The sequence below is a fragment of the Mesorhizobium sp. M0768 genome, assembly GCF_040320195.1.
Taxonomy (GTDB): Bacteria; Pseudomonadota; Alphaproteobacteria; order Rhizobiales; family Rhizobiaceae; genus Mesorhizobium.
Genome location: NZ_JAMYPD010000011.1, coordinates 105,538 through 119,114, shown reverse-complemented (window position 1 = coordinate 119,114; position 13,577 = coordinate 105,538). Strand labels below are relative to the sequence as shown.

Here is a 13,577-nt window from a genome sequence, read left to right as displayed (position 1 = left end):
GCGTAGCTGTCCTGCGATCCGCTCGGAGAGGATGGCGAGTGGTTGCGGCAACTGCGCCTCAAGCTGGCTGGCGACCGCCGTCTGCAGCCCGCTGCTGCGGAGCAGCGCTGACGCTGCGTTCGTCCGGACCGTCGCAAAACCGCTTGATTGTATCCGGCCTGGAGACAGACAAACGCCGGCGCAACCTCACCCTGAAACCAAAAGATAATATCGATGACCTCCAACAGCTATGCTCCCAAGGTTCAAGCGCCTGCAAACATTCACCATGCCAATTTCGCCATCGCCGCTTCGATAATGACGGCCTCATCAATTTCATGGAGCAAGCTTTGCTGCCAAGGGGTTCTGCCTGATGGCGGCGATCAGGCTCGTGCATACCTCGATCACCATCACCAAGACCCTGCGAGACGCAGAAGAGGCGAGCCGCATGAAGCGGCTAGAAGCCCCAAACCCAAAAGCCGCTGATCGATTTGAGCCGCAGTAACGAAGTGTAACCGGGTTCCCACTACAAGAAGCTCAAACCGCGCAAGACCGCTGATCGATACGGCCACGATCTTCAACGGTCTTGCCCAATGGAAGCCGCCCCAATGGAAATCGCCACGAACGGCCTTACGACTAGCCATCTGATGACGTCACGGCGCTTTGCGCCTCTCTTCTGGACGCAGTTCCTTTCCGCCTTCAACGACAATTTCCTCAAGAACACGCTGGTGTTCCTTATTCTGTTCACCCTGGCGGCGGACAAGGCTGCATCACTGGTTACGCTGGCGGGTGCCGTCTTCATGGCTCCTTTCCTGCTCCTGTCCGCCGTTGGTGGCGAGATCGCCGACCGGTTCGACAAGGCGCTCATCGCCCGTCGGCTGAAATTCACCGAGATCGCCGCTGCGGCTGTCGCTGTCGTTGGAATCACCCTGTCGTCGATCCCGGTGCTGATGATCGCGTTGCTCATGTTCGGCATCATCTCGGCGCTGTTCGGACCGATCAAGTACGGCATCCTGCCGGATCATCTCGAGCGCAAGGAATTGCCCCGCGCCAATGCCTGGATCGAATCGGCAACCTTCGCCGCCATCCTCGGCGGCACTATCGCCGGAGGCGTCGTCTCGGCCGATGGCATTGGTGTCTCGGTGTTCGGACCGATCATGATGATCCTTGCCGTGGCCTGTTGGTTTGTCAGCCGCTACATCCCGTCCACCGGTTCTGCGGCTCCCGACCTAGTCATCGACAAAAACATCTTTCGCTCGACCTGGCGACAGGTGAACGGTTTGCGTGCCGACAAGCGGATCTGGCGCGCCGGACTGATGACGTCGTGGTTCTGGCTGATCGGGGCCATTGTCCTTTCGATCCTGCCTACACTGGTCAAGGATTCGCTCGGTGGCGGAGAAATTGCCGTCACCGCCTATCTCGCGGTGTTCGCCGTGTCGATCGCCATTGGCTCTGCCGTAGCCGCATGGATGTCGCAGGGCCGCATCGTGCTCTTGCCAGCACCGGTTGGCACTGCGTTGATGGCACTGTTCGGCTTGGACCTGGCCTGGACAATCTGGAGGATGCAGCCTTCGATCGGGGCCGAAACGCTCGCAATATTCTTCGCCGGGCCAAACACGGTCCATGTTGTGATCGACCTTGCCGGCATGGCTATTGCCAGCGCCTTTCTTGTCGTACCAACCTTCGCCGCCGTACAAGCCTGGGCGCCCGAAGCCAGCCGCGCTCGCGTCGTCGCCGCGGTGAGCATCGTCAATGCAGGCTTTATGACGGTGGGCGGCATACTTGTCGCCGCGATTCAAGCAGTGGGCGTCTCCACTGGAGGTATCCTGTTCGGCCTCGCCGCACTCAACGTGGTCGCCGCCTGGCTGATGCTGAGATATCTGCCAACCAACGCCTTCCGCGACTTCGTTTCCATTCTGTTCCGAGCCTTCCATCGTCTGGAGGTGGAGGGGCTGGAAAACCTTAAGGCGGCCGGCCCGGCACCCATCCTGGCGCTCAACCATGTCAGTTTCCTCGACGGCCCATTGGCTTTGACGCTGACGGATGAGGAGCCGGTGTTTGCCATCGACTACACCATCGCCCAAGCCTGGTGGATGAAGCCGTTCATGAAACTTGCGCGCGCCCTGCCGCTCAATCCGGCCAAGCCGATGTCGACCCGCACGCTTATCAAGGCCGTGCAAGGCGGCAATCCGCTTGTCATCTTCCCCGAAGGCCGGATCACCGTGACCGGCGGCCTAATGAAGGTCTATGACGGTGGCGCCATGGTGGCCGACAAGACCGGCTCGATGATCGTGCCAGTGCGCATCGACGGCCTGGAGAAGAGCTATTTTTCGCGGCTGAGTTCGCTCCATGTGCGCCGCCAGCTGTTCCCAAAGGTCAAGGTGACGATACTAGAACCGGCCAAACTTGAAGTACCGCCGGATCTCAAGGGCCGGAAGCGCCGCGCAGCGGCGGGTGCTGCCCTCTACCAGGTCATGTCGGATCTCGTCTTCCGCACCCAGGACATCGACAAGACTGTGCTGGAGAAGATCATCCAGACGGCGAGCGAACGCGGCATGAAGCAACTGGCCGTGCAGGACCCCGTCACCGGTTCGCTGAGCTACGGCAAGCTGCTGACAGCCGCCGCTGTGCTTGGAGAGAAATTCAAGAACCTCTATGCCGGCCAGCAGACGCTCGGCATCATGCTGCCCAATGCCAACGGCGCCTGTGCGACGCTGCTCGGCGTCATGTCCGCCGGCAAGGTTCCGGCGATGATGAACTTCACTGCCGGTGCGGCCAACATCCTCTCCGCTTGCAAGGCCGCCGAGGTGCGCACCGTGCTGACTTCACGCGCCTTTGTCGAACAAGCGAAACTTGGCGCCGTGGTCGAGGAACTCGGCCGCTCGGTCGATATTGTGTGGCTTGATGATCTGAGGGCCACCATTGGCCTCAAGGACAAGCTGCTCGGCCTATTGCGCAAAAATACACCCCGGGTCGCCCGCAAGCCCGGCCAACCGGCGGTGATCCTGTTCACCTCAGGTTCTGAAGGCACGCCTAAGGGCGTGGTGCTCACCCATCGCAACATCCTGGCTAATGCCGCCCAGGCCGCCTCGCGTATCGACTTCCATTCGGGCGACAAGGTCTTCAACGTGCTGCCGATCTTCCACTCGTTCGGCATGACAGCAGGTACGGTGCTGCCGCTGATATCGGGCGTGCCGGTCTATTTCTATCCCTCCCCGCTGCACTATCGCATGGTGCCGGAGTTGGTCTACGCATCGAACGCGACGATCATCTTCGGCACCGATACGTTCCTCAGCGGCTATGCGCGTACGGCACACCCTTACGACTTCCGCTCAGTGCGCTATTGCTTTGCCGGCGCGGAACCGGTCAAGGCTTCTACGCGCGCGACCTACCTGGAAAAGTTCGGCCTGCGCATCCTTGAAGGCTATGGCGTGACCGAAACCGCGCCCGTGATCTCCATCAACACGCCGATGTACAACCGCTCCGGCAGTGTCGGCAAAATCATGCCGGGTATGGAGTACCGCCTGGACCCGGTGCCTGGCGTCGAGGATGGCGGACGGCTTTTCGTGCGCGGGCCCAATGTCATGGCGGGCTATCTGCGCACCGAGAAGCCGGGCGTGCTCGAGCCGCTCGAAGACGGCTGGCATGACACCGGTGACGTGGTCGCCGTCGACGACGTCGGCTTCATCACCATTCGAGGCCGCGCGAAGCGCTTTGCCAAGATCGGTGGCGAGATGGTTTCGCTGGCCGCCGTCGAGGCACTGGCGGGCGAATTGTGGAAAGGCTCGCTCTCGGCAGTCGCTGCCGTGCCAGATGCACGCAAGGGCGAAAAGCTGGTCCTCATTACCGAGGCTGTCAACGCCACGCGTGCCGAATTCCTGGCCTTCGCCAGGGCCAACGGCGCCATGGACCTGATGGTGCCGGCCGAAGTGCGCGTCGTTGCGAAAGTGCCTGTCCTCGGCTCAGGCAAGCTCGATTTCTCCGCTGTGATCAAAATGGTGAGCGGCGAAGACATGAAAACCCAAGCGGCTTGAACGACTCGCTTTTACGGGTAACTTTTGTGTATCTCGGTTGAGAACACGGGACCGCCGCGAAAGTTCGGTGCACGCAGCGCCATGCGAACGAGCTGCAGCTGGCGAAAACGATGGTGCAGGGTCGATGCGCTCATTTGCACATGCCGCGAGCTCGTCGATGCTGAACTGTCGAGGCGGCGGTCATAGAACTGGCAAGCGAGGACCATTGGCTTGTCCGACTATCGTTGCGCCTTCAGCAGACGCTCGAGCGTTGAAAAGTCACTCATGTCGCGGTAGGGCGTCAGGTCAAGATCCTTGGGGATCTTCTTGAGCTTCTCTTCGGAGATCGGTTTTTCGTTCTTTTTGTTGAAGGCCTGGTAAGCGGACCAGCCAACACCCGCCGCCTTCACTGCATCGCGTTCGGCTCGAAGAGCGATTTGATGCGCGTGCAGATAATGAAGCCCGAGTTCGTCTAGGAGCGCCTTTTCAACGATTTCGTGCGTTAGCAGAAATGGGGCAAGCCGGACCTTGGCCGATTTCCAATCCATAGTGCGAGGCATATGGCGATCGATATAAATCGTTCTGCCATCTTTGCTGTATCCAGCAATGTAGGGGATATCGAAATCATGAACGATCTTCACCCGACGATGCAGCGCCCGCACAGCGTCACTCAGTACATCATCGTCCAAGTCTTCGGAAACGTGGCGGACTTCATCTTCAAGCTTCATTTTTTCCACACTGACACCAGCGGCGCTTTGCTCCCATAGACCCGATCCTTGCGTTGACGGCCAACGTGGGAATCGTTCGTAATGCCCGCTCATGTTCCTGGGCTCTCGTGCATTCGTCATAAGCGTCGGATGCGGGAAAAGCGCCGACCACCAGGAAACCAGCAGACTCGGAGAAACATTGGTGACCGGTGCCGGCCGGAAGAACTGCCATATCGCCGGCCTTCCAGGACAATGTACGGCCCCTGTTGCCCCCGAACCGAACCTTGCCGGTGCCGCCCGCAACCCCAAGCACTTCATTTTTGCGGGAATGGTAATGGACGTAGTGGTAGATGCCGTCCCGCCAGCCGCTACTCCAGCCATTGGCCTCGAAAAGCTCTTCCAGCACGGCTGCGGAATCAAATTGTTCCACCGACCTTACGGCGCCGCGACAGACGACAAACGGCCAGAAGGGGTGGTTCGGCACGAGGCCGTCATCCTTGAACCGAAATTCGAGTGGCTTCTTCATCTTCACGAATTCGGCGAGTTCTTGCTTTCTCGGTCGCGCGATACCCGTCGCCTGCTCGGTAGCTTTCTTCAGGCTCTCGAGAATGCCCACGGCGAATCCTTGCGCTGGATGAGACAGCGGCGAAAGCCTCCGCTCTGGTCTCAACAAATCTCAACCAGCGACACCGCACTTTGTTCCTTTTGTCGAATGGCCGCTATTAAACTGCGGCCCGCGAGGAGAACTGAAACTCAGAGAAGCGCCCGCATGTCGGCCGCTCAGTTGGTGCCTGCCGGAGTTGAACGAGAATTGTCTTGGCGGTACTGCGCCAGAAGGCATTCGCGTCCTCCAGGTTTTTGGATTCCAGGACCCGGGCGATACCTTCGACCTAATTTCCGCCGCCGATTCAGCGGAAACGCGCTTGTGTTGAATGATCGATCACCTCACCCGGATCGCCCAAGCTTCGAAGGCCGCAACCTGTTGCTGATCGCTTTCCTGATTATCACCGTGCAAGGCAGCGACGTGCTGCAATTTATCTTCGGCAAGCTGTTCGGCCGGCATCTCCTGGCGCGGTGGCGGAAGCGAAACTCACCGCCGTGCCGTACTTTACCTGGGACAATCGCGACCCCGGCGAGATGCTGGTCTGGCTCAGAAGCGCGGGGTAGCTCTATCGCCATCTGAGCCGCGTTGCATGCCTTGAATTCGCCTGGGCGCGCGTCATCTAGCTTTGAGTGGCGCCAGTCACTTGAACGGGTGGAGGCAGATTGTGGCGCTCGAAGCTGTCGCGCGTCCGAACGCCGGTGGCCGCTTTATTGCGGTCGTGGTGGTGCCGCTGCTATTCGTCGTCGGTGGACTGGCCATTCGCTATGCGGCATTTGCCTCGATCTCGGCGGAACCAGGCTTCGCAGCCTATGCCCAGGCGCTCTGCCGGTGGGATTGCGCGTGGTATGTCGACATTTCCGAACACGGTTATGAGCGCTTTCCCATTCCAAACCAGAGCAATGTCGGACGCTGGGGCTTCTTTCCACTCTATCCGATGCTGGTGGCGGCAATCCGGTCTGTTTTCCCTTTGCCGACGATACTGCTCGCGTCGATCACATCGGTTGCGTGCAGCTACGCGGCCTGTCTGGTGGCGTGGCCGCTGCTCGAGAAGAACATGCGCGCTTATGTGCTATATTGCGCCTTTCTGCTCAGCGGCCCGTTCTCCTTTCACTTCACGACTTTCCTGACCGAACCTCTTTTCGTGCTCCTGACGTCGTGCGTTTTTCTGGCACTCAAACGCTCTAGCTATCTGACCGCGGGGCTGTCATCGGCTCTGCTGTCGGCAACCAGGCTCGTCGGAGTGCTTGTTGTATTTGCGACCGTCATTCAGATGTTCAGGGATTACCGCGCAAAGGGCGGATCGGCGCTTTCGTTCCCACGTTGGGTGCTTGGCCGACCGGATCTGCTCGTTGCAATTCTCATCTCGCCTGCCGGCTTGTTCGCCTACATCCTGTTCCTCTATCTGACGGTCGGGGACGGCTTTGCCTTCCTGCACGTCCAGCGTGCGTTTGGACGTGTGGCGGGCAATCCGCTCGCCTTCATATGGGATGGACTCTCGGCCGTTCCGACGACTGGGTGGCTGCCTACGGCGCCGCAATGGAGCGCGCTCGCCGCACTCATAGGACTGGCGCTATCGGCGGTTCTGGCGGTTCGCAGGCAATATGGCGCCGCGTTGTTCTGCGCCTGCTGCATCATCCTGCCGCTGATCACGAACCTGGCCTCGATGGTCAGATACGTCATTGGGCTTGCGCCTCTGACAATGTTGCTGACCACGTTGTTGTCGGCGTCGAAGCTGACTTTTCTTGCGGCTCTGGGTCTCTTCCTGGGCGCCTGCTATTTCATGACCGTCGCATGGATCGGGGGTTATCTTGCCCTGGTCTGACATTTCGGGCCGGTATTGGGGCGCGGCCAGATTTGGTGGCTACGCGCTGGCGGCGGTTCTGGCCGGGACAGAAATCATCATGCTTGCGCTTGCTCTCAATCCAGACGTCAATGCCGACTATCGCGCCTATTACATCGACCGGACGACGACCTGCCTCAATCGCGATGCGGTCGGCAGCTACACACTTGGCGAGACGGTGTCGTTCCGGTCCGACGGAGCCAAAAAGGCAACCGGCATGATGGTCTGTGGCTGGTCGGGGCCGGTAGCCGACGGCACCCATTCGCTGGGCGAGACCTCGCGGCTTCGCCTGGACATACTGCCGCTTCGCGACGGCCTGACTGCCACGCTGCAAATGGCCGCCGTCATTCGTCCGCCACAGATCACGCAAAGGGTTGTGATCTCGGTGAACGGCGTTCGGGTGCATGCGGTGACGCTGTCCGGCAAAGAGCCACGCACCGTCTCGTTCGTCATTCCACCGGCGGCTCTCGGCGAGGCCAAGACACTCGACATTGCCTTCGACTACCTCGACGGCATTCCGCAAACTCCTGCCGCCAGCAACATCTATAAGCGCTCCATCAAATTGTTGTCGCTCCGGCTCGATCCCATTGACGCGGATTAGGGCGGGCGATCGCGCTGCTGGCCGCGTCTTCGCTGCGCAAAAACCCAGCGGTCGAGCATGAGGAGATTGACCGCTGGAACAAGCAAGCATGTAACCAGGATGGCAATGATCGGCGGCAGACTGAGTTTCGCAGTCAAAAGCGCCGGCGCCGCGTAAGCCACCGCGAAGCCGGTTGCCGTCAGCAAGAGAAAACGCGGAGCCTCCGATCGATGCGATCCGCTCGACGCGAAGGTCACGAACTTATGCGCGAGATAAGAAAACAGGGCGGCAGCGGTATAAGCTGCGAGCGAGGCACCGACCGGCGAGAGGCCGAACCGTTGCCATTCGACCAAAGCGGTGGCCATCACTGCATATAGGATCGTTGCAGCGATGCCGACCGACCCGAAACGCACCAGCAGTTTCAGGCCGGCGTCGCTGGTCGAGGGGCCCTCAGACTTGCGCACTGCAGGCATACTGCGCTCCAAGCGGCAGCGACGCGAGCGCGCGCTCGACTCTTCTGGCGAAAGGCCTTGCCGAGGGTAGCAGCAGAAAATGCTCGGAGCGGATGTCGCTGAAGCCTGTTTCCTGAAAGAGGGACCTTGCTCTGGCGGCTTTGAGCAGGACTGCGTCGTGATCGAAGGGACACCGGAACACCGCAAGGCGCGTCAGCGGATTATAGGGATTGTGCTCGATGATGCAGGCGACCCCGCCTGGACGCACGACGCGCCGCATTTTCAGGAAGAAATCGAGCCAGGAGGAGGGCGGAACGTGATGGACGACGCAACTGGCGAAAGCCAGATCGAACGTGCCGTCCTCATAAGGCAGCCCCTGCGTGCTGCAGGTCCTGTAGGCCACACGCGGATTGTGTTGGCTGGCGCGCAAAATCGAGTCTTGCGAGACGTCGCAGCCATCGAGGCTGTCGAAAGCGCCGTCGAGATAGCGGTGGAGCGAACCGACGCCGCAGCCGACATCCAGCGCCCTTACAGCCGAGCCATCCTGCCGAAGCTTTCGCTCGACCACCAGACGCCGCAGCAGGTCCGCCTTGGCGACAAGGAAGAAGTCGTGCCTGAGTCCGGAAAACCGGATGGACCCTTCGACCGCCTCGCCATAGTTGGAATTATAGCTGTCGAAGAGTTCGGCCATTGGCGGGGACTCCACTCCTGGGCTTGTGAAACGATAGGCGGCGCTCACCAGAGACGGTACGCATCGCCTCGTCGAAGCCGGTGAGCCGATTAATCACATAAAGCGGGCGGCGTTTCACCTCGGCGTGGATGCTGCCAACGTAGAGCCCGACCACACCGGTCATGAAAAGATTGATGCCGCACAGGAGCGACACGATCACCACCATGGATGTCCACCCGGCAATGATGCCGGTTTCAAAAAACGAGGCAAAGATGGCATAGGCGCCAAAGACCACCGCAAGCGCGGAAATGGCCAATCCGCCCCAGAGCGCCAGGCGTAAGGGCTTCTCGGAGAAACTGACGATGCCGTGAACCGCAAGGTGCACCATCTTCCAGAATGGGTATTTGGTCTGGCCCAGGGTTCGCGCGTGGCGCTCAAATGGCACGGTCGTTTGCTTGAAGCCCATCCAGCCGAACATGCCCCTGACGAAGCGGTCATGTTCGGGCATACGCTTGAAGGTTTCCAGCGGCTTGCGGCCGACCAGGCGGAAGTCGCCGACGTCGCGCGGAATATCGACCGACGTCATTTTCTCCAGCAGGCGATAGAAAAGACTTGCCGTAAAGCGCTTGAACCAGGATTCGCCCTCGCGCTTGACCCGGCGGGCATAGACGATCTCGAAGCCTTCCTTCCACTTGGCCACCAGATCGAGAACGACTTCCGGCGGATCCTGCAGGTCGGCATCCATGACGATGACGGCATCGCCCGCAGCGGCGTCCATACCGGCGGTAATCGCCACTTGGTGGCCGAAATTGCGGGAAAATTCGATCAGCCGAAAGCGCGGCTCGGCGGCAACCACTTTTTGGAGGTATTCGACGCTTCCATCGAGGCTTCCATCATCGACGAAGATGGTCTCGGTTTCGCCGTCCAGCCGGTCGATAAGCGAACTGATCCGCTCGATCAGCCGAGGCAGCACCTGTTCTTCATTGTATATGGGCAGGACGAGCGAGTAGCGAGGCGGTGATCTGTTCACCGTCATTCCAGGGCCGTGGACCACAGAGTCTCGCATGCGGTTGAAAATGTAACGAAAGCTACAAAGTTCCAAAGGTGTGCAAGAAACTGCTAATTTAGCTAGTTCTTGATTAAATGCCGGTTCTCAGTGAGAGATGAGCGTCCGCGCCGAGGCGCGAACTCGATAGGTCGCCAGCGAGGTTCGTCTGGTGATACGCCAGCACAAAGCTGTTTGACCGCCCTGAAGATCGCTGCACGCCCTCCTTCGCGCGCTCCACGTAGGCGCCATCGGCAGTCATCACCACGACGCGGGTGCCGGCGCTGATGTATAGCGGTACCAGCGCGCGCACGCCGTTGGACAGCGTTGCCGGTTTCGCGACGAACCTCTGCCGCTGTTGCGGCCGCTGCTTGCCGTAAGAAGAAGACTTTGCCCGAGATCCACCAGCCTGTTGTTGCGCTCAGGCCCATGACGGCCGGCCGCGACGTTGTCGAGGATTATGGCCATGTCGGGCTGACCTTGCGCAGCCATCCGGCGTCGTTTCTGCGTGCCGATCTTCGCCGGCGCAGCATCGTGACCTGTCAGGAGGCCATGCAGGCGCGAGACAGAAGCTGGCTCGAGGCTGCCGGCCTGGTTTTGGTCCGGCAACGGCCAGGCTCGGCCAAAGGCGTCATGTTCCTCACCGTGGAGGATGAGACGGGCGCCGCCAACGTCGTCGTCTGGGTCAAGGTATTCGAGAAGTTCCGTCGCGTGCTTCTTTCGTCGGCCATGCTCGGCGTGCGCGGCCGCATCCAGCGGGAAGGGGAGGTGGTGCATCTCGTCTCCCATCAGTTGATCGAACTGCCGGCCGAGCTGGCCAGTCTGGGAAACCGCGAGACGCCGTTTCCCGTGCCGCATGGCCGCGGTGACGAAGCCCATTACGGCGCGCCGGGTGTCGATCCGCGGAGCCTGCCGAAGGGCCGAAACATCGTCGATCCATACGAGCACATCGACGGCATCTAGGTGAAGACGCGGGATTTCCGATAGAAGCTGCAGCGGATATATCGTCATCATGTGGTAGTCTGGCCCGCATGACGCACGAAAACGGCGAGCATCTCGACCGAGATGCCGACATCGCGCTCCATGAGCGGCATGCGGCGATCGAGCTGGTCGAGGCGCTTGGTCGTCGCGGCCTGTTGTCGCTCGGCGGCGTCCGGCGACAGGAAGGATGCGATGGCCGCCTCTGCAATCAGCGTGCGCGATTGGTCACGTCGTGCCGCGTGGGCCGCGAGCGCCTTCATCACCTCGGGTTCGAGACAGACCGACAGGCGCTGCTTCTTCGACGGATTGGCCACGGGCGCCTCGCAGCTCCATGGCGTCGTTCGGATCGAGCGAGACCTGGCGGGCCATGCCCTGCATAATCTGGTTGCCGCGGCTGATCCGCGCAGTGTCGTCATCGACCTCGTCATCGAAGCCGCCGTCGAAATCGTTCTCGATCGGCGCCCTCTTCTCCACCGGCGCGGCGCGGTTCAGCTCGGGCTGTTGACGCCGTTCCGATCCCGTTGGATCTTCGTCGCCGATGTCTGCGGCGCCGGCTGCGTCGGCCGACACGATGCTCGCCGGCCTGGCCCGAAGCGGCAGCCGGGCTCCAGTCGTCCGGGCCCGGCTGTGCCGGCCTGGTAAGCACCGGCGGCGCCATGATCCGGTCCTTGAAACGGCGATCCTCGTAGCGCGCCTTCTTCGCGCGGATCGGCGGCGTAGCCGCCACCATGACGATCTCGTCGGCGGGCGGGAGCTGCATGATCTCGCCCGGATCAGCAACGGTCTGGCGGTCTCGGAGCGCGACACCATCAGATGGCCAAGCCAGGGCGAGAGCCGATGGCCCGCATAGTTGCGCATGGCGCGCATCTCGGGAGCACCTCGGCGCGGTTCCGCTCGCGCGATAGAAGCAGCGGTTGGCGATTGAGCAGCATGGAATCGCCGAATTCATGCGCGCGGTATCGATACGCGATGAAGGCTGCGGAGGCCTTGGCGAGCAGAGCATCGTCGGCAAAGGCGCGCAGGAGCTCGAAATGGCTTTCGCCGGGCTGGTGGACGCCCGTGAGAACCGCATCGACCACGCGAAGCCGCGTGCCCCGCGCGATGCGCCCTGTCGCAATGCCATTTCCGGCACGCGCATTGCCGCCGGGATTGGCGGCTGCCTCAAGTGCGCGCACTACGCTCGTGCCGATCGCAATGATCCGGCTGCCGCGCAGCTTCGCCCACGCGACCTGCGCCGCGGTGTGCCCAGGGATGCGGTATGGCTCGTCGAAGGGAAGGCGCGAGTCGAGCGCGGGATCGCCGGTAGAAGAGACGCCCGCAGCATGCGTGAGTGTTGCAAAGCCAACGTCGTGCCGACGCCAGGCTTGGAGCGTGCGCCAGTCGAGCGCGAAGCCTGCCGATGGCGCCTCGAACGCGACCGGCCCGGCGGCAATCTTCGTCCAAACATCCCACAGTGCCAACGGCTCGGGAACATGCGCGTATTGGATCGGCCGGCCGTGCTGCGCCAGTCCTGCAAGCACCGCTGCGCGATTGCCTGGGAAGTGCAACTCGAGAAGGCGTGGATGGTCGAGAAGGCGCTCGACGACGGCGTCAAGCGAGCCGAGCCGGAGGCGATCGCCTGGTGACAGCGGAGGTGGAGGCAGCCGGTCTTCCGTGCGCGTGCGGTGATCGCCCGAGCCGAAGGCAATCGCCACGAATCGGGTTGGATCGGGAAATGATAGCCAGCCCGCCAGGCGGATCTCGATCGCCTCACCGCTTGGGACATGCGTGCCGTGCAAGCTGGCAGGCAAGGTCGCGGCGTCATTGGCGACGACCAGATCGCCGGGGTTGAACAGCGTCGCGAGTCCAGCTCGCGGCAGGTCGCGCATCGTGCCGTCCGCCTGGACGACGAACAGCCTGGCGGAGCGCCGATCGGGACGATCGGCGGCAATCATCCATGTGCTCCGGCCAGAAGCGTAGAGCGGACAGGCAACGCGTCGAGCATCTTTTCGATGATCTCGGCAGCTGCCTTCTCGGGGCGCTTCAAGGTCGCCGGATCAGCATCAGGGATCGCGAGCGCGTGCAGTGGGGTGTCCATATCGCCGGGGTCAAGCGCGAGGAGCCGGATGCCGTCTGCCTTCGCCTCCTCGTCCCAAATCGCCGTCAGATGGGCAAGAGCGGCCTTGCTCGCGCCGTATGCTCCCCAGCCGGGATAGGCGTTCACCGCGGCGTCGCTGGAAAGGTTGATCACCAGCGCGCCACGGCCGCCGCGCGCGGACGCCGCAAGCGCACCGAAAAGAGCCTTCGTCAGCCGGAACGCGCCGACCAGGTTGACCGCGAGCGCCGTTTCCAGCTCCTCGCACTCAGTATCGGCGAGGAGCGCCAGAGGGACAGGGCCGAGGCTCGAGGCATTGTTGATCAGGACGTCGAGCCCGCCGAGGCTCGCGGTTACCTGTAGCGCGATCGAGTAAGTGTCCTCTTTCTTGCCGACGTCGCCGACAATGCCGTGCGCGCCCGTCTCGTCAGCGATGCGTGCGACGTTCGCGGCGGTGCGGGCGACGAAGGCGACCCACGCACCCTGTGCGGCAAGCTGCCGCACAAGCGCCAGTCCGAGGCCGGACGTGCCGCCCGTGACCGCCACGCGAAGTCCCTGAAGTTCGATATTCGTCTGCATTGCCAGTGCTCCCTTAATCCGTATGCCTCTTGCTACAAGTTCAAGTTAACTTGAAG

General features: G+C 61.6%; 11 protein-coding genes and 5 pseudogenes. 6 read left to right on the top strand and 10 right to left on the bottom strand.

What is annotated here, in order from left to right; genetic code table 11:
- Positions 1–584: 584 nt before the first annotated feature.
- Positions 585–4,010 carry an acyl-[ACP]--phospholipid O-acyltransferase gene (locus tag NKI08_RS16660; RefSeq protein WP_352770928.1) on the top strand — a complete coding sequence of 1,142 codons (3,426 nt, stop codon included), beginning with the start codon at positions 585–587 and terminating at the stop codon, positions 4,008–4,010.
- 218 nt (positions 4,011–4,228) lie between these two features.
- Here NKI08_RS16660 and NKI08_RS16655 read toward each other — a convergent pair whose 3' ends face one another.
- Together NKI08_RS16655 and NKI08_RS16650 are read right to left on the bottom strand one after the other, a co-directional pair.
- Positions 4,229–4,717, bottom strand: coding sequence for a hypothetical protein (locus NKI08_RS16655; protein ID WP_352503494.1), 489 nt, complete (start codon positions 4,715–4,717; stop codon positions 4,229–4,231).
- Positions 4,707–5,312, bottom strand: a complete 606-nt coding sequence (locus tag NKI08_RS16650) for a cupin domain-containing protein (protein ID WP_352770926.1) — start codon at positions 5,310–5,312, stop codon at positions 4,707–4,709. The genes NKI08_RS16655 and NKI08_RS16650 overlap by 11 nt, the downstream gene beginning before the upstream one ends.
- Before the next feature lie 336 nt (positions 5,313–5,648).
- On the opposite strand from NKI08_RS16650, the pseudogene NKI08_RS16645 reads away from it, so the two are divergent.
- The 4 genes and pseudogenes from NKI08_RS16645 to NKI08_RS16630 all read left to right on the top strand — a co-directional run.
- Positions 5,649–5,768 (top strand): annotated as a pseudogene (locus tag NKI08_RS16645) (phosphatidate cytidylyltransferase); the annotation flags it as partial.
- A gap of 2 nt (positions 5,769–5,770) precedes the next feature.
- Complete coding sequence (locus tag NKI08_RS16640) at positions 5,771–5,863, top strand: hypothetical protein (RefSeq protein ID WP_352542336.1); 93 nt, start codon at positions 5,771–5,773, stop codon at positions 5,861–5,863.
- 101 nt (positions 5,864–5,964) lie between these two features.
- Positions 5,965–7,122 carry a putative hexosyltransferase gene (locus tag NKI08_RS16635; protein WP_352770924.1) on the top strand — a complete coding sequence of 386 codons (1,158 nt, stop codon included), beginning with the start codon at positions 5,965–5,967 and terminating at the stop codon, positions 7,120–7,122.
- On the top strand, positions 7,109–7,741 hold the full coding sequence (locus tag NKI08_RS16630; RefSeq protein WP_352770922.1) for a hypothetical protein: 633 nt from the start codon (positions 7,109–7,111) through the stop codon (positions 7,739–7,741). The genes NKI08_RS16635 and NKI08_RS16630 overlap by 14 nt, the downstream gene beginning before the upstream one ends.
- Here NKI08_RS16630 and NKI08_RS16625 read toward each other — a convergent pair.
- The 4 genes and pseudogenes from NKI08_RS16625 to NKI08_RS16610 all read right to left on the bottom strand — a co-directional run.
- Positions 7,738–8,193, bottom strand: a complete 456-nt coding sequence (locus NKI08_RS16625) for a GtrA family protein (RefSeq protein WP_352770920.1) — start codon at positions 8,191–8,193, stop codon at positions 7,738–7,740. The genes NKI08_RS16630 and NKI08_RS16625 overlap by 4 nt on opposite strands.
- The gene (locus tag NKI08_RS16620) at positions 8,171–8,863 is read right to left on the bottom strand and encodes a class I SAM-dependent methyltransferase (protein ID WP_352770918.1); all 693 of its coding nucleotides are present in this window, start codon (positions 8,861–8,863) and stop codon (positions 8,171–8,173) included. The genes NKI08_RS16625 and NKI08_RS16620 overlap by 23 nt, the downstream gene beginning before the upstream one ends.
- The gene (locus tag NKI08_RS16615) at positions 8,838–9,878 is read right to left on the bottom strand and encodes a glycosyltransferase family 2 protein (RefSeq protein WP_352770916.1); all 1,041 of its coding nucleotides are present in this window, start codon (positions 9,876–9,878) and stop codon (positions 8,838–8,840) included. Before NKI08_RS16615 ends, NKI08_RS16620 begins: the two co-directional genes overlap by 26 nt.
- Before the next feature lie 232 nt (positions 9,879–10,110).
- Positions 10,111–10,224: pseudogene (locus NKI08_RS16610) on the bottom strand (elongation factor P); the annotation flags it as partial.
- Here NKI08_RS16610 and NKI08_RS16605 point away from each other — a divergent pair.
- Positions 10,225–10,850, top strand: a pseudogene (locus NKI08_RS16605) (OB-fold nucleic acid binding domain-containing protein); the annotation flags it as partial. It lies immediately after the preceding pseudogene.
- A 71-nt stretch (positions 10,851–10,921) separates the two neighbouring features.
- Here the strand turns inward: NKI08_RS16605 and NKI08_RS16600 are convergent.
- The 4 genes and pseudogenes from NKI08_RS16600 to NKI08_RS16585 form a co-directional block, all read right to left on the bottom strand.
- A pseudogene (locus tag NKI08_RS16600) lies at positions 10,922–11,182 on the bottom strand (CopG family transcriptional regulator); the annotation flags it as partial.
- A gap of 10 nt (positions 11,183–11,192) precedes the next feature.
- Positions 11,193–11,744 (bottom strand): annotated as a pseudogene (locus tag NKI08_RS16595) (type IV secretory system conjugative DNA transfer family protein); the annotation flags it as partial.
- On the bottom strand, positions 11,678–12,802 hold the full coding sequence (locus tag NKI08_RS16590) for an S-adenosylmethionine:tRNA ribosyltransferase-isomerase (protein WP_352770914.1): 1,125 nt from the start codon (positions 12,800–12,802) through the stop codon (positions 11,678–11,680). The pseudogene NKI08_RS16595 and the gene NKI08_RS16590, both read right to left, overlap by 67 nt.
- Entirely contained in the window at positions 12,799–13,521 is a 723-nt protein-coding gene (locus tag NKI08_RS16585; RefSeq protein ID WP_352770912.1) for an SDR family NAD(P)-dependent oxidoreductase, read from the bottom strand. The genes NKI08_RS16590 and NKI08_RS16585 overlap by 4 nt, the downstream gene beginning before the upstream one ends.
- Between the last annotated feature and the right edge of the window lie 56 nt (positions 13,522–13,577).

Bases quoted from the DNA above. Each gene is read 5' to 3' on its own strand.
- NKI08_RS16620 (WP_352770918.1), bottom strand. From the start codon at position 8,863: ATGGCCGAACTCTTCGACAGCTATAATTCCAACTATGGCGAGGCGGTC.
- NKI08_RS16615 (WP_352770916.1), bottom strand. From the start codon at position 9,878: ATGACGGTGAACAGATCACCGCCTCGCTACTCGCTCGTCCTGCCCATA.
- NKI08_RS16660 (WP_352770928.1), top strand. From the start codon at position 585: ATGGAAATCGCCACGAACGGCCTTACGACTAGCCATCTGATGACGTCA.
- NKI08_RS16590 (WP_352770914.1), bottom strand. From the start codon at position 12,802: ATGATTGCCGCCGATCGTCCCGATCGGCGCTCCGCCAGGCTGTTCGTC.
- NKI08_RS16585 (WP_352770912.1), bottom strand. From the start codon at position 13,521: ATGCAGACGAATATCGAACTTCAGGGACTTCGCGTGGCGGTCACGGGC.
- NKI08_RS16625 (WP_352770920.1), bottom strand. From the start codon at position 8,193: ATGCCTGCAGTGCGCAAGTCTGAGGGCCCCTCGACCAGCGACGCCGGC.
- NKI08_RS16655 (WP_352503494.1), bottom strand. From the start codon at position 4,717: ATGAAGCTTGAAGATGAAGTCCGCCACGTTTCCGAAGACTTGGACGAT.